Raw genomic sequence first — 25,981 nt, 5'->3', positions numbered from 1 at the left:
TGCCGAATGGTGCTTTTTAACTTCGATACTTAAATGAGCTATTTCCCAAATATGCGCACCAAGTTCAAAGGAAAGGCGGCATAATCTGAATATTTCTGTCCCATTGAGCCATTTGGTCAATGAGCGAATGCTATCCTGTCAACAAATTAGGGTAAAGATGTTATTGTATAGACCCGTTTGGGGACTAAACTAACGGGTTGGATAATTCAGCAATAATTAATCTTTACCAAGTTATGAGGGTATCGGGATATGTTATGATACTGTCGGAAACTCATACCAATTGAACCGAAGGTGAAGATATTGAGTGCAAATTATGCTTTCGAAGATAATTTCTTTATGATTGACTGTAGGGATGTTTACCTAAGGGAGTACATACTTGATGATTTGGAAAAGTTTCATTCTTTAACATGGCAACCTGAAATACATGAATACTTGCCAGGTTGGAACGTATCAAAGGAACAAAGAGAAGATTGGTTTATAAACTACGAAATTCCAGAAAACAAACAGTTTCTAAATGCTGTATTGGAAGGTGGGGACATTGGTGAACTCCGTCTTCGTTTGGGAATTTTGTTGAAAGGTACGGGAGACTTTATCGGTTGGTGCTGTACTGGAATAAAAGACGAATTGCCGACTCCAAACCGTGAGATCATGTTTGCAATCTCGAAGGATCATAGAGGAAAGGGTTATACTACGCAAGCTGCACAAGGGTTAATTAAGTATTTATTTGAAAATACGAACGTCGAGGTGCTTAATGCTATTGCTCTTTTGCGCAACGTACCGTCAAACAGAGTAATACAAAAATGCGGGTTTATTTTTCAAAATACTAAAGAGATTGATAACGAGAGATATAATAATTACATGCTTAGAAAAAGTGAGTGGGAAATTATTGCTTAGTTTATTAAGCTAACGAGGAACGATAGTAAAACTGTAAATGGCTGTGATGGCTTCGAAAGTATTCAACGATATATTTGGTTATAAGATTTGTTGATTTTTTCATTTATCCCGCCGCGAAAATTTTTTTCGGTTTATCCTTGTCAAATTTCAGCATCCGGGCGTATAATCGATCATACCGCTTTACCACACGATCAAATCAGGGAATGCAATCGCGTTCCCTATAATATTAGTTTAGATTGTGAAATATTTCACATATCGTCTAATATTATATTTTACTATCTTGCTAGCATCAATCAGGGGAGAAATGGAAGCTTATGCTACTGTAAGACATTTGAAAGGAGGTTAACCGGATGAATGCAGACCAGCTAAAGAAAGGGCAGTATATCTATCTCACCCGCCGCGCCATTCAGTATTTGAATGTCAAAAAGGCGGCGACAGGCGCAAGCTTGTCAGCGTTGATTGAAAGCATGATCGAAGCCGATATGAGCAGCAATCCAAACATGCAAGCAGGCATTAGCAGCCTGTTCGGGCAAAGCACAGAGCAACAATAAATGAGACGAGCCGAGAAAGGAATTGCTAGTATGAGCGTAATTGTAAAAGGCGCTACATTTGAAGAAGTTTATGCTGAATTACAAAGATTAACACGAGTTCCCCCTACCTCAAAGGAGCCGCTTGTTCGTCCTGTCAGTTCTGAAACAAGCTGGCAGACTGTACTACGCGATCTAATACTGAACGCCAAAACCGGAGCGGACAAGTTTGCCGTTGTGAACCTTGAAGCGGGCGTAGGCAAGAGTAGCGAGACGGAAAGGATTATCATCGACCATATCGAGCATATGAGAACGAGAAACAGGCTCCGCTTTCTCATAGTCAAGCAGTTTAATGAAGATGTTTATAAATGTGCCGAGACGATTAAGTCCTTCAAAAGACCCCGAACAAAATCGTGCTGCATGATGTGGTTGTGATTACCCATAACCGCTACATTCAGCTATGCATAGACGAACATCAAAAGAGCATTTTCACGGAAAACCGCCAAGTGCTGATAATAGACGAGTGAGGCCACCTATAGTAAAATTTTAGGCGGTTTGGAACCGTTGCTGGTTCCTACATTCATTGAACTTTGTCAGCCGCTATTGAATTTTATCCAATTTTCCAATGAAGAAACATATCTCCTTAAGGTTAACATCGATGCTCTTTACGAATTGAGGCGTATAGCAGAGCATAGTAAATTGAATTGGTTCATAAAACCAATAAATTAGCGGTGTTTTTATTTTGTTCGAAAGTAGCGCGGCGTACAGAAGCCAGTGCTGCGGTGAGCGAATAGCCATACAGCAGCGGGTTACATGGGCGGATGAGCGGCAGGGTAGGTGAATAGCCATACAGCAGCGGGTTACATGGGGGGATTGCGCCGGAGTGGGTGAATAGCCGTACAGCAGCGGGTTACATAGGTGGATGAGCGGCAGGGTAGGTGAATAGCCGTACAGCAGCGGGTTACATGGGTGGATGAGCGGCAGGGTAGGTGAATAGCCGTATAGCAGCGGGTTACATGGGGGGATTGCGCCGGAGTGGGTGAATAGCCGTACAGCAGCGGGTTATATGGGTGGATGAGCGGCAGGGTAGGTGAATAGCCGTATAGCAGCGGGTTACATGGGCGAGATGAGCGGCAGGGTAGGTAATAGCCATACAGCAGCGGGTTACATGGGCGGATAAGCGGCAGGGGAGGTGAATAGCCATACAGCAGCGGGTTACATGGGAGGGAGAGCGTCGGAGTGGGGGAATAGCCATACAGCAGCGGGTTATATGGGGGGATAAGCGGCAGGGTGGAAGAATAGCCATACAGCAGCGGGTTACGAGTTGCAGATAGTGAGTGCTGCGGATTGCATACATAAAAACAGGGCTGTCGCCAAGGTCATAGACCTTGAGACAGCCCCTGTAAGCATATATTAGCCTTCGATAAGAAGAGCTTCCGGATCTTCGAGCAATTCCTTCACCTTGACGAGGAACTGCACCGCTTCCGCGCCGTCTACGATACGGTGGTCGTAGGAGAGAGCGATGTACATCATCGGACGGTTTTCCATCCGCTCCTGATCGATGGCGATCGGACGGAGCTGGATTTTGTGCATGCCGAGGATGCCGACTTGCGGAGCGTTCAGAATCGGCGTCGACAGCAGCGAGCCGAATACGCCGCCGTTCGTGATCGTGAATGTGCCGCCTTGCAGCTCAGACAGCTCGAGCGAGTTGCTCCGCGCTTTGCCGGCCAGTTGGCCGATCGTACGCTCGATCTCGGCGAAGCCGAGGCGGTCGGCGTCGCGAACGACGGGAACGACCAAGCCTTCTTTTGCCGCTACGGCGATGCCGATATCGTAATATTGCTTCACGATAATGTCTTCGCCGTCGATCTCGGCGTTAAGCAGCGGGAATTTTTTCAGCGCGCCTACGACCGCTTTGGTGAAGAAGGACATGAACCCGAGGTTCACTTCGAACTTCTCCAGGAACGATTGCTTGCGGCGCTTGCGCAAATCGAGGATCGCTGTCATGTCCACTTCGTTGAAGGTGGTCAGCATAGCTGCGTTGTGCTGCGCTTCGACCAGACGCTTGGCGATCGTCAGGCGGCGGCGGGACATCTTCTTGCGTTCCGCAGGCTTGCCCGGGATGGCGAGAGGAGCGGCCGCTGCAGGCTTGTCCTGACGCGCCGGAGCCGGTGCCGCGGGAGCGGCAGGAGCCGTCCCATGGTTCAGCACATCGCCTTGGGAGACGCGGCCGAGCGGGTCGCTGGAAGCGACCTTGCTCAAGTCGATGCCTTTCTCGCGAGCGAGCTTTCTGGCGGCCGGAGAAGCCGAAGGGATAGCCTCGGCTTCCGTAGCAGCGATAGCAGCCGGCTGTGCGGCTGCAGGAGCGGCAGGAGCCGACGCTTTCGGAGCTTCCGCCGCAGGGGCTGCAGGGGCGGCTGCGGCGCTTCCGGCGCCGATCAGGCCGACGACTTGGCCGATTTGAACGGTATCGCCTTCCTGATTAAGAATTTGCTGCACGACGCCCGCTTGCTCGGCGCTAATTTCCATATTGACTTTATCGGTCTCGAGCTCAAGGAGAAGATCGCCTTCGTTGACTTGATCTCCGACTTTGACAAGCCACTTGGAGATCGTGCCCTCCGTGATCGATTCTCCCATTGCCGGCACTATAATTTCAGACATTCGACGTTACCTCCCAGTTGGTTGCCCCAATTTCGGGCTTTGCGTCAACGCTTGCGTGACGATAAGCTGCTGCTCGTAAGCGTGGACTTGTTGATATCCGCTTGCCGTACTTGACCGCTCAGGGCGTCCAACGTACTCGAGCGTCGTTTTGGCAGGGGCGATTTTGCGTAGCCGCGGTTCCATGAAAGTCCAAGCTCCCATGTTTTTCGGCTCTTCTTGCACCCAAGCCAGCTCCTTGACTTTAGGGAAGCGGGCGAGAATTTGTTTGATTTCCTGCTGCGGGAACGGATATAGCTGTTCAACCCGCAAAATATGAAGCCGTTGCTGTTCTTCGGCCGGCAGCTTCTCGATCGCATCCGCAAGATCGATGGCTACTTTGCCTGTGCACAGAATGATGCGGTCGACGCGTTCCGGACGTTCCCGAGTCCCGGGTGCTCTACGACGTTCCGGAAGGAGCCTTCGCTGAGCGCGGTAGCGGGAGACGCTACGCGCGGATTGCGGATCAAGCTTTTTGGCGCCATCAGAATGAGCGGACGCGCTTCCTCGGTGCCGATGGTCGCCGCTTGGCGGCGAAGCAGGTGGAAGTATTGAGCGGCGCTCGAGACGTAGGCGACGGTCCAGTTCTCCTCCGCAGACAGCTGCAGGAACCGCTCCATGCGCGCGCTGGAGTGCTCGGGACCTTGACCTTCGTAGCCGTGCGGCAGCATCATCATCAAGCCGGAGCGCTGAGACCATTTGGAGCGTCCGGCGGAAATGAACTGGTCGATCAACACTTGAGCGACGTTGGTGAAATCTCCGTACTGAGCTTCCCAGATGGCCATCGTCTCTGGCGCGAATACGTTGTACCCGTATTCGAAGCCGAGGACGCCGGCTTCGGAAAGCGGGCTGTTATGGATAGCGAACGACGCCTTCGCGTCCGGCAGAGAGTGAAGCGGGCAATACGTATCGCCCGACTCTGCGTCATGCAGGACGAGGTTACGGTGCGCGAACGTTGCGCGCTCGGCATCCTGACCGCTCAATCGAATCGGCACTCCGTCGGATAGAATGCTGGCGAAGGCAAGCGTCTCGGCATGTCCCCAATCGACCTTCTCGCCGTCGTTCAGTGCGTCGGAGCGGCGCTCCAATATCCGTTGAAGCTTCGGATACACGTTGAAGCTTGCCGGTCTCTCGAGCAGCGAAGCGTTCATGCGGCGAAGCTTATCGAGCGGAACCGTTGTAACCGGTGCGGCTTCGGCGAGCTCGACCTTCGGTTTCCCTTGGTGAATAGGCGCTTTATGCTCGTCGTTTTTCACTTTCGCATAGGCTTCCTTCAGCTTTTCCAGAACTTCCCGTTTCATATCCGCCACAGCTTCGGTCGTAATCGCTCCGCCTGCGACGAGCTTGTCGCCGTACAGGTTGGAAACCGAAGGATGCGCTTTTACTTTGCGATAAATGAGCGGTTGGGTCGTCTCCGGATCGTCCGTTTCGTTATGTCCGTAACGGCGGTAGCCGATAAGATCGATCAAGAAGTCCTTCTTGAACAACATGCGGTATTCGCTTGCCATGCGAGCGGCGGCGATGCACGCTTCCGGATCGTCCGCGTTAACGTGAACGATCGGAATTTCGAAGCCTTTGGCAAGGTCGCTGGCGTAATGGGTGGAACGGGAATGGAAGCTTTCCGTCGTAAACCCGATCCGATTGTTGACGATGATATGAATCGTTCCGCCGTTCGAGTAGCCGGGCAGATTATTGAAGTTAAGCGTCTCCGCCACAATGCCCTCGCCGGGGAAGGCGGCATCGCCGTGCATGACGATGGAGGCTGCGGAATCGAGCTGCTGGCTCGGGTATCCGGGCTGCGTGCGATCTTCCTGGGCGGCGCGGGTAAAGCCGGCGACAACCGGGTTGACGTATTCGAGATGGCTCGGGTTGTTAGCTAGCGACACGCGGGTTTCCGCCGTTTCGCCCGTGAAGATGGAGCGGTTGGCGCCCAGATGATATTTGACGTCTCCGGTCCAGCCGTAATTGATTCCGATGGAGCCCTCGGAAGGAATCAAGTTCTTGTTCGGCGAATGATGGAATTCGGAGAAGATGTTTTCGTAAGGTTTGCCGAGCACGTGGGCAAGCACGTTTAAGCGGCCCCGGTGAGCCATGCCCATAAGAACGTGGCGCGCTCCGTGGTTCGCGAGCTCGTGAACGATTTCGTCCGCGAGAGCGACAAGAACGTCGACTCCTTCCACGGAAAAGCGTTTTTGTCCGATAAAAGTTTTCTGAAGGAAATCCTCGAACTGCTCGGCTTCCATGAGCCGCTTCAGCAGAGCATGGCGTTCGGCCGTTCCCAGCGCGGAGGATGGAATGTCCTTCTCGGCTTTGCGAATCAGCCATTTGCGTTCCTCGTCGTTGTGCACGTGGCTGAACTCGTAAGCGATCGAGCCCGAATACACCTCGCGCAGCTTCTGAATGGCTTCCCAACCGTTGCCTAGACGGTAATGATGGGCATCCTCCCAGACGCATTCCGGAGGCAATGCTTCCAGATCGGACCGGGTCAAGCCGTAGCTGGCCGGTTCGAGCATCTTCGTTTCTACTCGTGAGCTAAGCTCCAGAGGATCGATATCTGCGGCCAAATGGCCGTAGGACCGGATGTTGGAAGCGAGCTTGCCAGCGGCAATCGCCTTGAGAAGCATGCTCGCGCTGATTGCGGCGGTTCCGGCGCTCGGGCTTGCGGAGACTTCCGCAGCAGGCGGCGCTCCCCAGCTTTCGAACAATTCACGGTATTGCGCGCTTACGGCTTGAGGATCACGGACATACCGTTCGTATTGCTCCTGAACGTATCCGAGATTGGGACCGTAATACTGACGCCACTGTTCCTCTAACTGTCTGTTGGATTCCTGCATCATACATCCCTCTGCTTTTTATTCCCCTCTAGGGCATTCTGATCTTGCAGTCATTGGTCAATACCATTCTAATGTATTTTTCCATTCAAATTAAATGATTAAAAGGGATGATAATCATCTAATTTTGTGATGAATGGACGTTTGTCGTTTTTTTACGCTCCGAGAGCCATTATTGTGCCCCGTTTTCGGTAACTTTTATCTGGTTTTAAGGTATTGAGTTCCAGACATGGTATAGTGAAAAGGTCGAAAAAATGATGGAAATTGACGAGGAGGAACTAACGAGAATGAGCGAATGGGATAAAGACAAACAAAATCCTAACGAAGAACCGAAAAACCTGGAACCTGAGGCAGTCGAAACGGACAAGCCCGTCGAGACGGACAAGCCGTCCGATGGCGATGCGCTGCCTCTTGTTACTAGCGAGGAAGAGGAAGCTGCGACGGCGCCAAACCCGGGAGCAGCTCCGCAAAGCAAGCTTGGCACGGTATTTCCATGGGCAGTAGCGGTAATCGCCGTTGCGGCGCTCGCTTTCGTGCTTATTCGCGGAACCGGCGATTCGGGCATGAATGAAACGGTAGGAAAAATGGACGGAGTCACCATTACGAAAGCCGATTATTACGAGGCGATGATCAAGCAGATGGGCTCCGAAGCGGCTATCTCCAATTTGGACACCGTTATGACGCTCAAGCTGCTCGATCTGGAAGCGGATAAAGCGGGAGCCGTCATTTCGGACGCCGATATCGACGCAGAAGTCAGCGAAATCAAGAAAAGCTATCCGAGCGAGGAAGTGTTCGAGCAGTCGATCGCCCAGCAAGGGATGACGCTCGAAACGATCCGCGAGCAAGTGAGAACGCAGCTTAAGCTTCGCAAAATTTTCGATCCGAAAATCAATCCGAAGGAAGACGATTTGAAAAGTTTCTTCGAAGAAAACAAAGCGAGCTTCAGCAAGGAAGAGGAAGTGCGCGCGTCGCACATTCTCGTGGAGAAGAAGGAGGACGCGGAAGCGATTCTCAAGCAATTGAAGGAAGGCGCGGATTTTGCAAAGCTTGCTTCGGAGAAATCGACCGACACCGGCTCCGCCGCCAAAGGCGGAGATCTCGACTGGTTCGGACGCGGCGTCATGAACGAGCCGTTCGAAACCGCAGCCTTCAAGCTGAAAAAAGGCGAGATAAGCGGCGTCGTGGAATCGCCTAACGGCTTCCACATTATTTTGGTAACGGACAAAATCGAAGCGTTCTCCCCAGCCTACGACGATGTGAAGCAGCAAGTTCGCAATCGTTACATTGACCAGAACTCGCAAGCTCTGATCAGCGACTGGCTGACGAAAGTGAAGGAAGAGCGTCATTACGACAACCTGCTGGACAAAATATCGCCTGATTCCGCAACCGCTTCTCCAGCAGCTTCGGCATCGGCATCCGCCAAACAATAATCTCGAAGCGAATATATTCAGAAGCCGCGGGCTAACCCGCGGCTTCTGTTTGTCTATGTCGAAAGTTGCGCTATAATGGTACCATTCTGCATCGGGGGGCCTTTCGATTGATCGCAAGAGGATGGAGCCGTCTCAGCCGCCTCGTGTCCGGAAGGCTGCGCAACAAATTAATATTACTGTTTTCGGCCATCGCGGCTTGTATCGTTATTTTGCTAAGCTACTTATCCTATCTGCAATCCGCTGGACTAAACCGCGACAATTATATCGAGAGCAACCGAAAAATACTCAAGCTGGTCAACCAGAACTTGGACGGGTATCTCGATCGGATCGACGAACTGTCGATCTCGCCCCGCAAGGATGCCCCCTTCATGGACGCCATTATTTCCAAGGAGTATTCCAGTCAAGCCTACATTCAGAATCAATTGAAAACGTTGTTCTATTCCGGCGAAGACATCGAGGAAGTGTCCATCTACACGCCGAGCGCCGGTCAGCTCTATACGATGTCGCGGTCATTCGTAAATTTGCGTCAGGAGTATACCGATCGGCCCGCCGAGCAAGCGTGGTACTCGGAAGCGCTGAAAAGCCGGAGGTTCCGAAGCATCGAATCGGGATACGGCAGGGTGGAGGTGTCCGAAAGAGGCTATTTTCTCGTGTTCCATCGAATTCTGATCAACATCGCCGATAAGAAGCCGTTGGCCGCTATATCCATCACCTACAATTTGAAGGAAGTCAGTCGGATCCTGCAGGATATATCCGATAAGCCGGGAGAATTCATCGGAATATTTAATGAAAGCAACGACGTTTTTTACGTAAAGGGTCCCCCGTTGAATCCGGAAAATACGGAGAGTTTGCTGCGACTGGTGCCGAATGACGCCTCCGATACCGGTCAGAAGAGCTTGACGATCGACGGAGAGAACTATTTGGCCATCTATAACGTATCGCCGAGGAATGGCTGGAAGCTGATCACGCTGACGCCGAACCGGGTGCTGAACGAGGAAGCTTCCCAAGCGCGCCGGATCAATCTTCTCGCAGGCGCAGGCGCGGTCTTCGTTCTCGTTGTGTTCATCGTTATTGCCGCTAACGCGATTACAGGGAGATTAAATCGTTTTTCCCGGCAAATCGGCTTGCTCGGCGAAGGCAATTTCGACGTTCAGAGTAAAATCGAAGGCAGCGACGAGATTGCCCAGCTTTCGCGGAAGTACAACCAAATGGTGGCAAGGATTAACGATTTGATCGCCGAACGCTACGAAATGCAGCTGAACGAGCGAAATGCCCGACTTATCGCTCTAGAAGCGCAAATCAATCCTCATTTTTTGTACAATTCATTGCAGGCGATTTCGACCGAAGCGATCATAGGCGGCATGGATACGATTCAGGAGATGGTCGATGCCCTCGCATCCTCGCTGCGTTATTCCATCAAAGAGGCGGAAACGGTGCGCGTCAGGGAAGAAATTAGTCATATTCGCAATTACGCCTTGCTGCAGCAGGCGAGGTTCGGCGAACGTCTCCGACTTCATATCGAATCGGACGAACGGTCGGCGGAGGCGTGGATTCCGAAAATGACGCTGCAAATTTTGGTCGAAAACGCGATTAAACACGGGCTTGAGCAAATGACGGGCGATATCGATATTCGAATCGTTACGGAGGAGGCGGGCGGCCTTCTCCTTATTCGCGTCTCCGACAACGGACCGGGAATAGCGCCGGACCGATTAACGCATATTCGCGAAAGATTGGCCGTCAATCAGTTGGAATACCGCGAAGGAATCGGTTTGAACAACGTGAATGCGAGGATCAAGCTGCTGTTCGGGCCGGAATCCCGATTGGAGATCGACAGCAAGGCCGGTTACGGAACGGAAGTGACCGTCACGCTGCCGATGAGAGAGGAGAGACCCTATGTACAAAGCGTTGATCATCGATGACGAGCTGCCCGCTCGCCGGGCGATTCGGGCTTTGGGGGAATGGGACAAGCACGGAATCGAATTGGCGGGGGAAGCCGATAACGGGATAACGGGCTTGCAAATGCTGGACGAGCATAGTCCCGATCTCGTGTTCGTCGATATGAAGATGCCTCTGCTTGGAGGGCAAGCTTTTCTGGAGCAAGCGAAACGCAAACATCCAAACGCCTGCTATGTCGTAATAAGCGGCTTTGACGATTTTGACTACGCGCGCAGCGCGATCCAGGCCGGTTCGATCGATTATTTGCTCAAGCCGATTCGGAAAGCCGAGCTGAGCGATGTTATTGACCGGGCAATCGCGCTGATCGACAAGCTTCGCGACAAGGATAGAAAAGAACGCAAATCGGACATTTACCGCAACTTGTCCGTGCCCCTCGTCAAAGAAAAAATATATTCGTCCATCATCGACCGCAACGGTCGCTTTCATCATATTAGCGAGCTTCAGGCCGTTCTCGATACGGATTCGGCTACTCCTTGCCGCGTCGCCGTCTTCAAGCTTCTTAATGTGGCGGAGGCCGTCCGATTGAAGTTCGCCGGCGACAGCCACGCATTCTACTTCGCGGTAACGAACGCCATAGACGAGCTGCTTGGCCGCTGGGGCAAAGCGTTCAGCTTCAAGAACAGCCGCGGCGATCAGGAGATTGTGGCGGTGATTGGCAGCGCCATGGAGGACAAAGATCGGGACGAAACGATATCCGTTCTTGCCGATAGCCTCGCGCGGCTATTCCGAGTATCGGTCATCGCGGAAATCGGATTGCCGGTCGGAATGGATGAGCTGGATGAATCTTATGCTGAGGCAACCGATAAGCTGCTTTCCCGGAACATGCTGGATTTGCAATCGGTCAGGGCGACGGGGGAACCGTCTTCCGACAGGCCGTCCGTGATGGATAAATCCGCATTGTTCGAGCAAGCGATCGAATCGGGCAGCTATCGGCAGGCCGGGCAGCTGCTGAGAGGATGGATGGAGGAGACCGAGGCCGCCGGAACGTTCACGCTAAGAGCCATGCTTGCGGCGGAGAACGAGCTTCGTTTGCTAGCCGAGTCTCTTCTGACGGCATTCCTCCCGAACGTTCAGGAAAGCATAGCGACGCTGGAGGAATTTGATCGGAAGATCAGGGATCGGGCGTTCGTCTTCAAGGACTTCAAGGACACGACGCTCGCTTATTTCGAAACGTTGTTCGAATCGCTGGCTGGGGCAGGCAAGGCGGGCGAGCTGTCCGCGGCGGATAAGGTGAAGGAATACATCGACCTGCATTATTTCGAGGATATGCCCGTTTCTTTTTTCGCCGGACGATTTCATACGAGCAAGGAGCATTTGACGCGTATTTTCAAGCAAAAGTACGGGTTCGGCATTCACGAATATATGCTGCAGGTTCGGATGGCCAAGGCCAAGGAGTGGCTAGCCGACAAGACGGTCAAAATTCAGACCGTCAGCGAAAAGGTAGGCTACAGGGATCAAAATTATTTCAGCAAAGCGTTCAAAAAATTTACGGGACAATCTCCGCAAGAATATCGAGCATCCGTGGCAGATTAATGACATGCGAAAAACCGCATGTCATTTTTTTACCCGCAACCCGCTTTTTTTTTGCATTGTGATGAAGCGGCTTTGGACGCAAAATAAACAGGTATCCAAGAGTTACAGATAGATAAGGGAGGCTCACTCAAATGGCAAAACGTTGGATCGCCATAGCGGCAACCGCAGCGCTCGTACCTACGCTGCTATCGGCATGCGGAAGCGGCAACAACAACGGGAACGCAAGCCCGAGCGGCAGCGCAAGCGCATCGGAAAGCACCAAGCCGGTGAATATTACGATTTTGCAATACGCTCCGGAAATGACGGACGCCATCAACAAGCTGGCGGCCGATTATAAGAAATCGCATCCGAACGTTACGATCACCGCAACGATTCATCAGGACGACTACCCTACATTGCTCAAATCGCGAATCAACTCCGGCGATATTCCCGATATTTTCATGACGGGCGCCTATAACGAAAATAAAACATACCAGGATTACGTATACGACTTAACGAACGAGCCGTTCATGAAGAACATTGTCGACACCGCGCTTCCGGGCGTTACGCTCGACGGCAAATTGACCGGATTCCCGCTCGTGCTTCAAGCCCATTCTTTTGTCTACAATAAGAAGCTCTTCGCAGACGCCGGCATTACGGAGCTGCCGAAGACGTTCGCTCAGCTGGAGGATGCGGCCAAAAAGCTTCAAGCAAAAGGCGTCATTCCGTTCGCGAACGGCTACAAAGAATGGTGGGTGCTGGAGCAGACCTTTACCCAGGAGCTGGCTTCGATGGGCGGCGATTATCCGAAAACGTTCGAGGAGCTTGCCGACGGCACGAAAAAGCTTAGCGACATTCCGGAAGCGATGAACATCTTCAAGCTGCTCGATCTGACGACGAAGTACGGCAATTCGAAGCCGCTCGAAACCGATTTGAATTCGCAAGTCGCGCTGTTCGCCGAAGGCAAAGCAGCAATCATGCACCAAGGCACATGGGTTGAAGATTCGGTTCGCAAGCTGAATCCGGAAATCGATATGGGCTTCCTGGCCGGTCCGGTGGGAGACGACGCCTCCAAGGCGGGCTTGATGGTCGACTCCAACATCGTATGGCGCGTGAATAAGGATTCCAAAAACTTGCAAGAGGTTCTTAAATTTCTCGATTGGATGACGACGTCGGATGAAGGAAAAAGCTTTATTCCGGTCGGCACGAAACAAATTTCCACGGTTAAGGACGCTCCGTTCCCTGACGCGCAGCTGTCCAAAGAAACGCAGACGTTCCTGCAAAGCGGAGTTACGTATCCGTGGGTCAAAGGCTACTGGCCGGACGGCTTCGAGCAAAAAGTAGGCGAAATTTTGCAGAAATACGTTTCCGGCAGCGCCAGCGAGAAAGCCGTTAAAGCGGAGCTCGACAAAACGTACAAAACGCTTGTCAACGCAGCAGACTAATTCAGAAGCTTGACGGAAGGTCGGCCAGGAGAAAAGCTTCTGGCCGATCGTCCATTATCGCAAACGGGTGGAGTGAAGCGTATGATTTCAAAAACGCGAAATAGGTGGAACCGTCGGATCGAATTCGGCGTTTTCGTAGTACCGGCCATCGTCTGCATATTGCTGTCGGCGATCGTCCCGTTTCTAATGTCGTTATACTATTCGTTAACGAAATGGAACGGGGTCGGCAAGCATATCAAATTCATCGGCCTCAAAAACTTCAGAGAAATTCTAACTTCGGATACGAATGCGCTGAAGGCGCTCGTCTTCACGCTCGAATATACGCTGCTAGCGGTCGTGTTGACCAACGTGGTTGCGATCGTGCTGGCCGTCGTTCTGACGAAAGCTCTTAAGCTGCGGGGACTTTACCGTACCGCGTTTTTCGTCCCTTATATTATTAGCTTGATTATTATCGGCTTTATTTGGAAGTTCATTTTCACCAAGGGCTTCGACGTTCTGTACGAGGCGACCGGCTGGGGAGTCTTTCATTGGAGCTGGCTCGGCAATGGGGATTTGGCGTTCTGGTCGATTTTGTTCGTGGCGGTGTGGCAGTCCGTCGGCTTCTACATGATGATCTACATTACCGGCTTGCAGTCGGTTCCGGGAGATCTTCTCGAAGCGGCTTCTATCGACGGCTGCGTAGGAATCAACCGGTTTTTCCGGATTACGCTTCCGCTGCTTATGCCATCGATTACGGTTGCGTTGTTCCTGTCGCTTGCGAACTCGCTCAAAGTGTTCGATATCATCTACACGCTGACGTTCGGCGGTCCGGGCGGAGCGACGACCAGCGTCACAATGGACATTTACAACGAAGCTTTCGTGAACAACCGCTTCGGTTACGCGACCGCGAAATCGCTGTTGTTCGTCTTCTTGGTGCTGATCATTACGGTCGTACAAGTCAAATTTACGAAGAGCCGGGAGGTGGAAGCATGACGCAGCGTCAAAAGAGAATTCAGTTGATAGCGTTGGAAATCGTCATCGCCATCGTCGCTCTCTTGTTCCTGTACCCGCTCTTCCTCGTCGTGTTCAACTCGTTCAAAACGTATGAACAGGTTTTAACGAACATAATGGCCTTGCCCAAGTCGCTCATCACCATCAACTATAGCGAAGTATGGAGGCTGATGGAGTATCCGACGCTGTTCGTCAACACGTTCTTGCTTACGCTCGTCAGCGTAGCGGGCATTGTGTTCATCGGTTCCATGGCAGGGTATAAGCTGTCCCGTACAAAACCGCGATGGAGCGCGTTCCTGTTCTTTGTGTGCATATCGCCGATGATGCTTCCGTTCCAGTCTTTCATGATTACGTTGACGAAGCTGTCGAAGCAGCTGCACCTGATTAATTCGCTCGAAGGGCTGTCGGTTATCTATTGGGGACTCGGAGCTCCTCTCGCCGTATTCATGTTCCACGGTTTCGTCAAATCGTTGCCGCTCGAGCTCGAAGAAAGCGGCGCGATCGACGGAGCGTCGTCGTATGGCGTCTTCTTCCGCATCGTATTTCCGGTAATGGTGCCGGTTATTAGCACGGTCATCATCCTGAACGTGATGTGGATCTGGAACGACTTTTTGCTTCCGCTCATTATGCTGAACGGCAAGCAGTCGACGCTGCAGCTGGCTTCGTACAAGTTTTTCGGCCAGTACAAAAGCGAATGGCAGTACGCGCTGACCGCCGTCGTCTACACGTCGATTCCTCCGGTTGTCGTGTTCCTGTTCTTGCAAAAGTACATCATTAAAGGTATGGTTGCCGGCGCGGTGAAAGGGTAAAGGAAATGGCGCAAGCCTGTCTCGGTCAGTGGACCGGGGCAGGCTTTTTGTTGTTTGGTTATTAAAAGGTGCCATTATCCCGCGCCTCAGTAAAATTCAACTTTTCGATACTTTTCTGACAGGATTCCGCAATACGTCTTCAGCGTCCCAAAAGATGCCGAAGACGTTCTTTGCTTTTTGGCTTACGGAAAAAGTACATGAAACCGGACAAAATCACGCATGGACATTCGGAGGCACGGGGGATACGATATATTCATGATAATGATTATCATTTACATTCAGGAGGTACGAAGGTTATCATGAAATTGCAGCATGGAAAACAGGCGATGAAAATCGCGAACGTTTTATTGGCTTTGACACTATTGTTCGTTTTCTCGGGGTGCGGTTCGTCCGGCTCCTCCTCGCAGAGCACGCCAAGCGGCTCGGCCGCGGCCCTTCCAAGGAGCAGGCACCGTCCAGTCCGGTTATCGCCAGCGAAGTGACCATCGCGCACGCGCTTGGCACGGCTACGATTAAGGAAACGCCGAAGCGGATCGTATATTTATATCAGGGAGCGCTGGATATGAGCGCGGCGCTTGGAGTCAAACCTGTAGGAGCAGTCGAATCGACCGATCAGAAGCCGTGGTTCGCTTATTTGGGAGACATGAACGGCGTTGAAAATCTCGGTGACGAAGGACAGCCGAACGTCGAGGCGATCGTGGCGCTCAAGCCCGATCTGATCGTCGCCACGAAAGTGCGCCATGAGAAAATATACGCGCAGCTCGAAGCGATTGCTCCGACCATCGTAACGGAGGATTTGGCCGATTGGAAAACGAGCCTGCCGATTGTCGCCAAGGCGCTCGGCAAAGTGAGCGAAGCAAATGCTCTTCTGGAGGACTGGAACGGCCGCGTGGCCGAATTCAAGAAGAAGATGGGCGATAAGCTCGCGTCGACGACCGTTTCTCTTATCCGCGTGCAAAGGGACGGCAGCGTGAAAGTGTATTTGAAAGGCTTCCCGGGGCTGATGATGCAAGAGCTCGGGCTCGCTCCGCCGAAGTCGCAGCAGGTCGAATTTTCGGGCTCCGGTCTCGACATCACGTCCAAAGAGCATATTCCGCAGTTCGACGCCGACTACATCTTCGACTTAACGACCGTACTGCCGGGACAAGAGAGCATTCCGGACTTGTATAAGGAATGGACGTCTCACCTCTCTGGAAAGAGCTGAATGCCGTCAAAAACGGGAAGCTGATCCAGGTCGACCCGATCATGTGGAATTTCGGCGCCGGCCCGCTCGCCGCGAAGGCGATGCTGGCAGACGTGTTCCAGTATTTTAACCTGAGCTAGGACTGGTTTCGCTTAAATCTAGAAACGCGAATGCACGAAGAAATGAGGAGTTCTCTCATTTTTTTGTGCGTTCTTCGGGGGACGACATGAAGCTGCGTACGGTAAGGCTGAAAACTTCAGGAGCGGCGGCATGCCTCGCCCTGCTTCTTCTGGCGATGGGCTCGAGCGTGTTGCTGGGAGCGGCGAATTACGAGCTTCAAGAAGGCTGGGCCGCGATTTTTCATTACGACGGAACGACGCAAGCGGAAATTATTATTCGGACGACCCGCGTGCCGCGGGCGCTGATGGCGGCCGCAGTCGGCGCCAGCCTTGCCGTGGCAGGGGCTTTGATGCAGGCGTTGACCCGCAATCCGCTCGCTTCTCCGGGAGTGCTCGGCATTAACGCTGGAGCGACGTTCTTCATCGTGACGGCATCCCTCGTATTTTCGGTGTCCTCCATGCAGGCGCAAATGTGGATTTCGTTCGCGGGCGCGGCGGCGAGCGCCGTCATCGTCTATTCGCTCGGATCTCTCGGAAAAGGCGGGACGGGGCCGCTCAAAATCATTTTGGCGGGCTCCGCAGTTACTGCGTTGTTCGCTTCCTTCACCCAAGGAATGCTCGTTATGAACAAGCAAGGCTCAATTCGGTTTTGTTCTGGCTGACAGGCTCCATTGCCGGGAGACCGATCGAATTGCTCGCATCCGTATGGCCATATATGATAGTCGGCTTGCTGGCGTCTTGCTTGCTGGCCAAAGACATGAACGTGATCGCGATGGGCGAAGCGTTCGCCAAAGGGCTGGGACAGCGGACGTCTGCCGTCAAAGTCGCGGCGGCTCTAATCGTCGTCGCATTGGCGGGCGCTTCCGTGTCCGTGGCCGGACCGATCGCTTCATCGGCATCGTTGCGCCTCATGCCGCTCGTTTTCTCGTCGGACGAGACCACAGATGGGCAATTCCTTACAGCGCGATGATCGGAGCTGTGCTGCTCGTCGCTGCGATTTGGCTTCACGGTATCTGATCGAACCGGAGGAAATACCAGTGGGAGTCATGACGGCGATTCTCGGCGGGCCGTTCTTCGTCTATATCGCCGAAGGGAGCTGACCAGATTGTGATCAGAAAACCGTTCGCCGCTCCTGTTGTCATGCTGCTGCTGTGCGCAGCTTCGGTTGTTGCCAGCGCGGCGCTCGGGAAGATGGCGCTGTCTCCCTTGGAGGCGATTCGCGGCCTGCTCGGAATCGGCGCGGAGGACCATGAAATGGTCATTCGGAATTTGCGGCTGCCCCGCATCCTGGTCGCGCTGCTTGCCGGGGCTTCATTGGCCGCTTCGGAGCGGTGCTTCAAGGAATGATTCGCAATCCGATGGCTTCGCCGGACGTTCTGGGCGTGACGGGAGGAGCGAGCTCGGCGGCTGTCTGTTTCCTGTCTTACTTTGCAGGGACGGTCAGCATCCGCTTTCTCCCGGTGGCGGCCATGCTGGGAGCGGCTATCGTAACAGTTGCATTGTACTCGTTGGCGTGGAAGCGAGGGGTGACTCCGCTGAGGCTCGTTCTGGTCGGTGTCGGCCTTTCGGCGATACTGTCCGGCATAACCGACGATGATGGTGCTGTTCAATCCGAGGAACGAGGCGATCAGGCGTACGTCTGGCTAACGGGCTCCGTGTACGGGCGAATTGGGAGAACGTGCTGACGATATTGCCTTGGACCGTCATACTTCTTCCGTTGGCGTTCGCGTATGCCGCCATATCGACATCGTCCAGTTAGGCGACGAGACGGCCACGGGCAGCGGCAGCGAGTGCAATTCACCGGTTTCTGCTGCTGTGCGTCAGCGTCGGATTGGGCCGGTTCCGCTGTTTCGGTAGCCGGAGGGCTCTCCTTTGTCGGATTGATCGCCCGCACATGGCGCGCAAGCTGATGGGACCGTCCTTCGGAAAAATGTTTCCGGTATCTGTGCTGCTTGGAGCCATCGTCGTCGTTCTCGCCGATTTGGCGGGCAGGATGTTGTCCAGCCGCTGGACGTGCCTGCGGGCGTTTTTTACGGCTGGCGTCGGTGCGCCGTTTTTCAATTTATTTGCTGTATTCCAAGAGGAATTCCATAATAGATTCGGAGCGGCTGTCCGATGACGGGGGAGGGTGGAAGGATGAAAAATTCAGCGGGCAAGGGGCGGGCTATATACGAAGTCTCCTTTCTGAGTCGATACGCGCAAGACGTTATATCAATAAAAAGGAGCTCAAGTTCGACCGCTTCCGGTGGACATGCTCTGTTTCGTGACGGACGGCGTCGGGAAGCTGTTCATCGGGGACGAGATGACTGAGATCGACCGATGCGGCTCTATTATTTGCCGAGGGGAGAGGCGATCAAGGCGTCGGTAAGCTCGAATCGGTCGGTCTGTACCTGTTGGCTTTCGAGTATTTTTGCAGGAGGAAAGGCCGCTGCGGAAAGGAAGGGAACGCGGCTTTCGCTTCTTTGCTTCCCGCCCTTCCTCGCTCCCGAGAGGCTCGATCCGGCTCGAGGAACGGATCGAATTCTCAATTGGATTCGGCAGCTCTACGAAGGCAACAGGCAGCCAGTCAAAGGCTGCCGGCTCCAGCTTCTATTCCAGGAGCTATTGAACGGGATTGCGCAGGAGTACGAAGCAGGCGCCGAGCGGAAGTCGGCTCAATCCGGCATCGAGCTTGCCATCGCTCATATGAAAGCCAACTTCCGAAGCAAGCTCGACATGGGAACGGTCGCCGACATCGCGAATCTGACGTTAAGCTCATTTTCCCGCCTTTTCAAAAAAACGACGGGAGAATCTCCGATCGAATATTTGACGAAGCTTCGAATGGACAGCGCCAAAAGCTTGCTCTCGCAAAAAAAGTGCACGATAAAAACCGTATCGTCGGCCGTCGGATACGAGGATGAATTCCATTTTAGCCGCATGTTTCATCGGCATGTCGGAGTGCCGCCGACTTTTTACCGGAAAGTAAAAAAGCTGAGGGTGGCGGTAGCCGCCAGCCTTCCATATCGCGATAGTCTGCTCTCGTTCGGCGTTGAGCCGGTCGCTTCGGTAAATTTGTTCCGCTATCCCGGAATGGCCGTCAAAGAGTACGAGCTCGTCTTCGCCAGCCAATGGGAGGAATTAGAAAGAGCGAAGCCGGACTTAATCATCGGCGATTTCTATCATTTTTCCTTTCGGATCGATTCCAAGGGATCGCTCCCGTATCAAGCCTGCTGGCGGATCGAAGCTGGGTGAACAATTACCGGAAAATGGCGGAAATTCTCGGCAGCTCCGAGGAGGCTGAGCAAGCGGTTAACCGTTTTGCCATGCGAGTTGCCGCTGCGAGAAGCCTATTGGCTGCCAGAATGGGCGGCAAATCGATCGTCGTCCTGCAAGTTACGAACCACAACATCCGGATTCAAGGGGCGACGGATCATCCGCTCAGCGAGCTTTTGTTCGGGGAGCTGGGGCTTCAACCCGGCAGAACCGAGCAGTCCAACGCGAAGAGACTAGAGCTGCAGCCGGAGTGGCTGCCCCAGATAGACACGGATTACGCGCTTGTCTTCCAAAACCATATTCGCGCCGGAAGCGAGACGATCTACGACCGGATGTGCGGCACGCACGCTTGGCGCTCGATGCGCGCGGTCCAGAACGGTAACGTCCTTCTCATTCCGAACTGGTTCAAGATGAGCTGGTCTCCGATCGGAAGAGAGGAGATCATCGATGAGTTGCTCATGATGACCGATACGCTCCCAGAAGCGGCGAAGGAATCGCAATAATCGCCGAACGTTTCAAGAGAAAGCGTATTCGACCACTACGATAGCGAGGTGAAATGCTCCGACATGCATCAAGACCAACTCGAATACCCGGTAGCCAGCTTATACGTGACAGACGCACGGTTCGGCAGTTCAGGGAAGATCCCGTACCCCAATTATTGATAACGAAGCTGCTCGATATCGCTTGTTGGGCGCCCAACCACGGATTTCGGGAGCCATGGCGCTTCATCCAATACCGGGGTGAAGCTCGGCGGACGTTCGCCGAATCAGTCGTCGCTACCTTCTCTGCGGAGGAGAAGGAAAAAAACGGAGACAGGCGTCTGGCTTATTACATGGACATTCCTGTTCACTTGATCGTCGTTGCAAAGGAGGATCCGCGTGCCAAACAAAGAGAAGAGGACTTCGCGGCAGTCTGCTGCTGGATCCAGAACTTTCAGCTGGCGGCTGGGAAAGAGGGCTCGGCGTCGTCTGGAAAACGAATCCCTATTTGCACGCTCCGGCTTTCCGGAGACGGTAGGCGTCCACGCGGGGAGAGAATAGCCCCGTGTTGCACGTCGGATATCCGGCGCCATTCCGATGCCCGGCCTCGATAAGCGCGAACGCTGTCCCATTATCCCTCGACTCAGTTTTGCCGCTCAACAAATCTCAATATTTTCATGATATTCAGCGCACGTTATACATTCCCTCATTCAGAAAGCTGTCCCATTATCCCTTTCCGCTCAGATTCGTCATTATTCTGAGACAAAGGGATAATGGGACGTTTTTGCCAATTGCTCGTTCTTCCTGACGCGATGGGATAATGGCACGTTAAATGAAAGTGTTAATCAACTCATTCATGAAGGGTCAGAAGGCTTTCGCCGCTTATTCGAGGCCGGGCATCGGAATGGCCGCCGGATATCCGACGTGCAACACGGCGGCTATTCTCTCCCCGCGTGGACGCCTACCGTCTCCCGGAAAGCCGGAGCGTGCAAATAGGGATTCGTTTTCCAGACGACGCCGAGCCCTCTTTCCCAAGCCGCCAGCTGAAGTTCTGGATCCAGCAGCAGACTGCCGCGAAGTCCTCTTCTCTTTGTTTGGCACGCGGATCCTCCTTTGCAACGACGATCAAGTGAACAGGAATGTCCATGTAATAAGCCAGACGCCTGTCTCCGTTTTTTTCCTTCTCCTCCGCAGAGAAGGTAGCGACGACTGATTCGGCGAACGTCCGCCGAGCTTCACCCCGGTATTGGATGAAGCGCCATGGCTCCCGAAATCCGTGGTTGGGCGCCCAACAAGCGATATCGAGCAGCTTCGTTATCAATAATTGGGGTACGGGATCTTCCCTGAACTGCCGAACCGTGCGTCTGTCACGTATAAGCTGGGCTACCGGGTATTCGAGTTGGTCTTGATGCATGTCGGAGCATTTCACCTCGCTATCGTAGTGGTCGAATACGCTTTCTCTTGAAACGTTCGGCGATTATTGCGATTCCTTCGCCGCTTCTGGGAGCGTATCGGTCATCATGAGCAACTCATCGATGATCTCCTCTCTTCCGATCGGAGACCAGCTCATCTTGAACCAGTTCGGAATGAGAAGGACGTTACCGTTCTGGACCGCGCGCATCGAGCGCCAAGCGTGCGTGCCGCACATCCGGTCGTAGATCGTCTCGCTTCCGGCGCGAATATGGTTTTGGAAGACAAGCGCGTAATCCGTGTCTATCTGGGGCAGCCACTCCGGCTGCAGCTCTAGTCTCTTCGCGTTGGACTGCTCGGTTCTGCCGGGTTGAAGCCCCAGCTCCCCGAACAAAAGCTCGCTGAGCGGATGATCCGTCGCCCCTTGAATCCGGATGTTGTGGTTCGTAACTTGCAGGACGACGATCGATTTGCCGCCCATTCTGGCAGCCAATAGGCTTCTCGCAGCGGCAACTCGCATGGCCAAACGGTTAACCGCTTGCTCAGCCTCCTCGGAGCTGCCGAGAATTTCCGCCATTTTCCGGTAATTGTTCACCCAGCTTCGATCCGCCAGCAGGCTTGATACGGGAGCGATCCCTTGGAATCGATCCCGAAAGGAAAAATGATAGAAATCGCCGATGATTAAGTCCGGCTTCGCTCTTTCTAATTCCTCCCATTGGCTGGCGAAGACGAGCTCGTACTCTTTGACGGCCATTCCGGGATAGCGGAACAAATTTACCGAAGCGACCGGCTCAACGCCGAACGAGAGCAGACTATCGCGATATGGAAGGCTGGCGGCTACCGCCACCCTCAGCTTTTTTACTTTCCGGTAAAAAGTCGGCGGCACTCCGACATGCCGATGAAACATGCGGCTAAAATGGAATTCATCCTCGTATCCGACGGCCGACGATACGGTTTTTATCGTGCACTTTTTTTGCGAGAGCAAGCTTTTGGCGCTGTCCATTCGAAGCTTCGTCAAATATTCGATCGGAGATTCTCCCGTCGTTTTTTGAAAAGGCGGGAAAATGAGCTTAACGTCAGATTCGCGATGTCGGCGACCGTTCCCATGTCGAGCTTGCTTCGGAAGTTGGCTTTCATATGAGCGATGGCAAGCTCGATGCCGGATTGAGCCGACTTCCGCTCGGCGCCTGCTTCGTACTCCTGCGCAATCCCGTTCAATAGCTCCTGGAATAGAAGCTGGAGCCGGCAGCCTTTGGACTGGCTGCCTGTTGCTTCGTAGAGCTGCCGAATCCAATTGAGAATTCGATCCGTTCCTCGGAGCCGGATCGAGCCTCTCGGGAGCGAGGAAGGGCGGGAAGCAAGAAGCGAAAGCCGCGTTCCCTTCCTTTCCGCAGCGGCCTTTCCTCCTGCAAAATACTCGAAAGCCAACAGGTACAGACCGACCGATTCCGAGCTTACCGACGCCTTGATCGCCTCTCCCCTCGGCAAATAATAGAGCCGCATCGGTCCGATCTCAGTCATCTCGTCCCCGATGAACAGCTTCCCGACGCCGTCCGTCACGAAACAGAGCATGTCCACCGGAAGCGGTCGAACTTGAGCTCCTTTTTATTGATATAACGTCTTGCGCGTATCGAACTCAGAAAGGAGACTTCGTATATAGCCCGCCCCTTGCCCGCTGAATTTTTCATCCTTCCACCCTCCCCCGTCATCGGACAGCCGCTCCGAATCTATATGGAATTCCTCTTGGAATACAGCAAATAAATGAAAAACGGCGCACCGACGCCAGCCGTAAAAACGCCCGCAGGCACGTCCAGCGGCTGGAACAACATCCTGCCCGCCAAATCGGCGAGAACGACGACGATGGCTCCAAGCAGCACAGATACCGGAAACATTTTTCCGAAGGACGGTCCCATCAGCTTGCGCGCCATGTGCGGGGCGATCAATCCGACAAAGGAGAGCCCTCCGGCTACCGAAACAGCGGAACCGGCCAATCCGACGCTGACGCACAGCAGCAGAAACCGGTTGAATTGCACTCGGCTGCCGCTGCCCGTGGCCGTCTCGTCGCCTAACTGGACGATGTCGATATGGCGCGGCATACGCGAACGCCAACGGAAGAAGTATGACGGTCCAAGGCAATATCGTCAGCACGTTCTCCCAATTCGCCCCGTACACGGAGCCCGTTAGCCAGACGTACGCCTGATCGGCCTCGTTCCTCGGATTGAACAGCACCATCATCGTCGTTATGCCGGACAGTATCGCCGAAAGGCCGACACCGACCAGAACGAGCCTCAGCGGAGTCACCCCTCGCTTCCACGCCAACGAGTACAATGCAACTGTTACGATAGCCGCTCCCAGCATGGCCGCCACCGGAGAAAGCGGATGCTGACCGTCCCTGCAAAGTAAGACAGGAAACAGACAGCCGCCGAGCTCGCTCCTCCCGTCACGCCCAGAACGTCCGGCGAAGCCATCGGATTGCGAATCATTCCTTGAAGCACCGCTCCGGAAGCGGCCAATGAAGCCCCGGCAAGCAGCGCGACCAGGATGCGGGGCAGCCGCAAATTCCGAATGACCATTTCATGGTCCTCCGCGCCGATTCCGAGCAGGCCGCGAATCGCCTCCAAGGGAGACAGCGCCATCTTCCCGAGCGCCGCGCTGGCAACAACCGAAGCTGCGCACAGCAGCAGCATGACAACAGGAGCGGCGAACGGTTTTCTGATCACAATCTGGTCAGCTCCCTTCGGGCGATATAGACGAAGAACGGCCCGCCGAGAATCGCCGTCATGACTCCCACTGGTATTTCCTCCGGTTCGATCAGATACCGTGAAGCCAAATCGGCAGCGACGAGCAGCACAGCTCCGATCATCGCGCTGTAAGGAATTGCCCATCTGTGGTCTCGTCCGACGAGAAAACGAGCGGCATGAGGCGCAACGATGCCGATGAAGCCGATCGGTCCGGCCACGGACACGGAAGCGCCCGCCAATGCGACGACGATTAGAGCCGCCGCGACTTTGACGGCAGACGTCCGCTGTCCCAGCCCTTTGGCGAACGCTTCGCCCATCGCGATCACGTTCATGTCTTTGGCCAGCAAGCAAGACGCCAGCAAGCCGACTATCATATATGGCCATACGGATGCGAGCAATTCGATCGGTCTCCCGGCAATGGAGCCTGTCAGCCAGAACAAAACCGAATTGAGCCTTGCTTGTTCATAACGAGCATTCCTTGGGTGAAGGAAGCGAACAACGCAGTAACTGCGGAGCCCGCCAAAATGATTTGAGCGGCCCCGTCCCGCCTTTTCCGAGAGATCCGAGCGAATAGACGATGACGGCGCTCGCCGCCGCGCCCGCGAACGAAATCCACATTTGCGCCTGCATGGAGGACACCGAAAATACGAGGGATGCCGTCACGATGAAGAACGTCGCTCCAGCGTTAATGCCGAGCACTCCCGGAGAAGCGAGCGGATTGCGGGTCAACGCCTGCATCAAAGCCCCTGCCACGGCAAGGCTGGCGCCGACTGCGGCCGCCATCAGCGCCCGCGGCACGCGGGTCGTCCGAATAATAATTTCCGCTTGCGTCGTTCCGTCGTAATGAAAAATCGCGGCCCAGCCTTCTTGAAGCTCGTAATTCGCCGCTCCCAGCAACACGCTCGAGCCCATCGCCAGAAGAAGCAGGGCGAGGCATGCCGCCGCTCCTGAAGTTTTCAGCCTTACCGTACGCAGCTTCATGTCGTCCCCCGAAGAACGCACAAAAAAATGAGAGAACTCCTCATTTCTTCGTGCATTCGCGTTTCTAGATTTAAGCGAAACCAGTCCTAGCTCAGGTTAAAATACTGGAACACGTCTGCCAGCATCGCCTTCGCGGCGAGCGGGCCGGCGCCGAAATTCCACATGATCGGGTCGACCTGGATCAGCTTCCCGTTTTTGACGGCATTCAGCTCTTTCCAGAGAGGGTGAGACGTCCATTCCTTATACAAGTCCGGAATGCTCTCTTGTCCCGGCAGTACGGTCGTTAAGTCGAAGATGTAGTCGGCGTCGAACTGCGGAATATGCTCTTTGGACGTGATGTCGAGACCGAGCCCGAAAATTCGACCTGCTGCGACTTCGGCGGAGCGAGCCCGAGCTCTTGCATCATCAGCCCGGGAAGCCTTTCAAATACACTTTCACGCTGCCGTCCCTTTGCACGCGGATAAGAGAAACGGTCGTCGACGCGAGCTTATCGCCATCTTCTTCTTGAATTCGGCCACGCGGCCGTTCCAGTCCTCCAGAAGAGCATTTGCTTCGCTCACTTTGCCGAGCGCCTTGGCGACAATCGGCAGGCTCGTTTTCCAATCGGCCAAATCCTCCGTTACGATGGTCGAGCAATCGCTTCGAGCTGCGCGTATATTTTCTCATGGCGCACTTTCGTGGCGACGATCAGATCGGGCTTGAGCGCCACGATCGCCTCGACGTTC

The 25,981-nt window shown here is 53.8% G+C and carries 23 protein-coding genes and 5 pseudogenes; 17 read left to right on the top strand and 11 right to left on the bottom strand.

The genetic code is table 11. The features are described 5' to 3' along the window. The first annotated feature begins 336 nt into the window (after positions 1-336). From D3H35_RS26335 to D3H35_RS26325, 3 genes are all read left to right on the top strand, one after another. Positions 337-894, top strand: a complete 558-nt coding sequence (locus tag D3H35_RS26335; protein WP_119152228.1) for a GNAT family N-acetyltransferase — start codon at positions 337-339, stop codon at positions 892-894. A 350-nt stretch (positions 895-1,244) separates the two neighbouring features. Next, positions 1,245-1,445 carry a hypothetical protein gene (locus D3H35_RS26330; protein ID WP_119152107.1) on the top strand — a complete coding sequence of 67 codons (201 nt, stop codon included), beginning with the start codon at positions 1,245-1,247 and terminating at the stop codon, positions 1,443-1,445. Then, positions 1,446-1,856, top strand: a complete 411-nt coding sequence (locus tag D3H35_RS26325) for a hypothetical protein (RefSeq protein WP_119152106.1) — start codon at positions 1,446-1,448, stop codon at positions 1,854-1,856. Positions 1,857-2,834: 978 nt separating this feature from the next. On the opposite strand, the gene odhB is transcribed toward D3H35_RS26325, so the two are convergent. Beyond that, a complete protein-coding gene (gene odhB, locus D3H35_RS26320; protein ID WP_119152105.1) occupies positions 2,835-4,082 on the bottom strand; it encodes a 2-oxoglutarate dehydrogenase complex dihydrolipoyllysine-residue succinyltransferase in 1,248 nt (415 codons plus the stop codon). Between the two features lie 6 nt (positions 4,083-4,088). Then, positions 4,089-6,952, bottom strand: a pseudogene (locus tag D3H35_RS26315) (2-oxoglutarate dehydrogenase E1 component). Between the two features lie 284 nt (positions 6,953-7,236). Here D3H35_RS26315 and D3H35_RS26310 point away from each other — a divergent pair. From D3H35_RS26310 to D3H35_RS35135, 14 genes and pseudogenes are all read left to right on the top strand, one after another. Beyond that, positions 7,237-8,379 carry a peptidylprolyl isomerase gene (locus D3H35_RS26310; RefSeq protein ID WP_158594289.1) on the top strand — a complete coding sequence of 381 codons (1,143 nt, stop codon included), beginning with the start codon at positions 7,237-7,239 and terminating at the stop codon, positions 8,377-8,379. 107 nt (positions 8,380-8,486) lie between these two features. Further along, positions 8,487-10,298, top strand: a complete 1,812-nt coding sequence (locus D3H35_RS26305; protein WP_158594288.1) for a sensor histidine kinase — start codon at positions 8,487-8,489, stop codon at positions 10,296-10,298. Further along, positions 10,273-11,868, top strand: a complete 1,596-nt coding sequence (locus D3H35_RS26300; protein WP_119152102.1) for a response regulator transcription factor — start codon at positions 10,273-10,275, stop codon at positions 11,866-11,868. Before D3H35_RS26305 ends, D3H35_RS26300 begins: the two co-directional genes overlap by 26 nt. Positions 11,869-11,999: 131 nt before the next feature. After that, positions 12,000-13,292 (top strand): ABC transporter substrate-binding protein, encoded by a 1,293-nt coding sequence (locus tag D3H35_RS26295; RefSeq protein WP_119152101.1) that lies wholly within the window; start codon positions 12,000-12,002, stop codon positions 13,290-13,292. 81 nt (positions 13,293-13,373) lie between these two features. Beyond that, positions 13,374-14,264: a carbohydrate ABC transporter permease gene (locus tag D3H35_RS26290; protein ID WP_119152100.1), complete on the top strand. Its 891-nt coding sequence runs from the start codon at positions 13,374-13,376 to the stop codon at positions 14,262-14,264. Beyond that, entirely contained in the window at positions 14,261-15,091 is an 831-nt protein-coding gene (locus D3H35_RS26285; protein WP_119152099.1) for a carbohydrate ABC transporter permease, read from the top strand. Before D3H35_RS26290 ends, D3H35_RS26285 begins: the two co-directional genes overlap by 4 nt. 379 nt (positions 15,092-15,470) lie before the next feature. Then, a complete protein-coding gene (locus D3H35_RS26280) occupies positions 15,471-16,295 on the top strand; it encodes an ABC transporter substrate-binding protein (RefSeq protein ID WP_147355955.1) in 825 nt (274 codons plus the stop codon). After that, complete coding sequence (locus tag D3H35_RS31005) at positions 16,265-16,414, top strand: hypothetical protein (protein WP_158594287.1); 150 nt, start codon at positions 16,265-16,267, stop codon at positions 16,412-16,414. Before D3H35_RS26280 ends, D3H35_RS31005 begins: the two co-directional genes overlap by 31 nt. An 86-nt stretch (positions 16,415-16,500) precedes the next feature. Continuing rightward, positions 16,501-17,493, top strand: a pseudogene (locus D3H35_RS26275) (FecCD family ABC transporter permease). Positions 17,494-17,533: 40 nt separating this feature from the next. Beyond that, positions 17,534-18,078, top strand: a pseudogene (locus D3H35_RS35140) (iron chelate uptake ABC transporter family permease subunit). 209 nt (positions 18,079-18,287) lie between these two features. Continuing rightward, on the top strand, positions 18,288-18,512 hold the full coding sequence (locus tag D3H35_RS26260; RefSeq protein ID WP_119152095.1) for an iron chelate uptake ABC transporter family permease subunit: 225 nt from the start codon (positions 18,288-18,290) through the stop codon (positions 18,510-18,512). Between the two features lie 200 nt (positions 18,513-18,712). Continuing rightward, a complete protein-coding gene (locus D3H35_RS26255; protein ID WP_119152094.1) occupies positions 18,713-19,624 on the top strand; it encodes a helix-turn-helix domain-containing protein in 912 nt (303 codons plus the stop codon). Beyond that, positions 19,621-20,148 (top strand): ABC transporter substrate-binding protein, encoded by a 528-nt coding sequence (locus D3H35_RS26250; RefSeq protein ID WP_199728620.1) that lies wholly within the window; start codon positions 19,621-19,623, stop codon positions 20,146-20,148. The genes D3H35_RS26255 and D3H35_RS26250 overlap by 4 nt, the downstream gene beginning before the upstream one ends. Positions 20,149-20,201: 53 nt before the next feature. Next, complete coding sequence (locus D3H35_RS35135) at positions 20,202-20,738, top strand: nitroreductase family protein (RefSeq protein WP_119152092.1); 537 nt, start codon at positions 20,202-20,204, stop codon at positions 20,736-20,738. Between the two features lie 347 nt (positions 20,739-21,085). Here D3H35_RS35135 and D3H35_RS26240 read toward each other — a convergent pair whose 3' ends face one another. The 9 genes and pseudogenes from D3H35_RS26240 to D3H35_RS30995 all read right to left on the bottom strand — a co-directional run bounded on the left by D3H35_RS26240 (position 21,086) and on the right by D3H35_RS30995 (position 25,867). Continuing rightward, positions 21,086-21,538 (bottom strand): nitroreductase family protein, encoded by a 453-nt coding sequence (locus D3H35_RS26240; protein WP_119152091.1) that lies wholly within the window; start codon positions 21,536-21,538, stop codon positions 21,086-21,088. Between the two features lie 63 nt (positions 21,539-21,601). After that, positions 21,602-22,537, bottom strand: a complete 936-nt coding sequence (locus tag D3H35_RS26235; RefSeq protein ID WP_147355954.1) for an AraC family transcriptional regulator — start codon at positions 22,535-22,537, stop codon at positions 21,602-21,604. Between the two features lie 11 nt (positions 22,538-22,548). Then, positions 22,549-23,094 (bottom strand): hypothetical protein, encoded by a 546-nt coding sequence (locus D3H35_RS30450; protein WP_147355953.1) that lies wholly within the window; start codon positions 23,092-23,094, stop codon positions 22,549-22,551. 167 nt (positions 23,095-23,261) lie between these two features. Beyond that, positions 23,262-23,630 (bottom strand): FecCD family ABC transporter permease, encoded by a 369-nt coding sequence (locus D3H35_RS33780; RefSeq protein ID WP_267901454.1) that lies wholly within the window; start codon positions 23,628-23,630, stop codon positions 23,262-23,264. Between the two features lie 58 nt (positions 23,631-23,688). Continuing rightward, positions 23,689-23,892: pseudogene (locus tag D3H35_RS33775) on the bottom strand (iron chelate uptake ABC transporter family permease subunit); the annotation flags it as partial. Next, positions 23,871-24,254, bottom strand: a complete 384-nt coding sequence (locus D3H35_RS33770) for an iron chelate uptake ABC transporter family permease subunit (protein WP_325050166.1) — start codon at positions 24,252-24,254, stop codon at positions 23,871-23,873. The pseudogene D3H35_RS33775 and the gene D3H35_RS33770, both read right to left, overlap by 22 nt. Then, a pseudogene (locus D3H35_RS26220) lies at positions 24,251-25,256 on the bottom strand (FecCD family ABC transporter permease). The gene D3H35_RS33770 and the pseudogene D3H35_RS26220 overlap by 4 nt, the downstream one beginning before the upstream one ends. An 86-nt stretch (positions 25,257-25,342) precedes the next feature. Next, positions 25,343-25,504, bottom strand: coding sequence for a hypothetical protein (locus tag D3H35_RS31000; RefSeq protein WP_158594283.1), 162 nt, complete (start codon positions 25,502-25,504; stop codon positions 25,343-25,345). Between the two features lie 186 nt (positions 25,505-25,690). Further along, positions 25,691-25,867: a hypothetical protein gene (locus D3H35_RS30995; RefSeq protein ID WP_158594282.1), complete on the bottom strand. Its 177-nt coding sequence runs from the start codon at positions 25,865-25,867 to the stop codon at positions 25,691-25,693. Positions 25,868-25,981: the final 114 nt, after the last annotated feature.

Source organism: Cohnella faecalis, assembly GCF_003570905.1.
In the GTDB taxonomy this organism is placed as follows: domain Bacteria; phylum Bacillota; class Bacilli; order Paenibacillales; family Paenibacillaceae; genus Cohnella; species Cohnella faecalis.
Note: the sequence above shows the minus strand (reverse complement) of the source record. Positions and strands in the feature narration are given on the sequence as shown.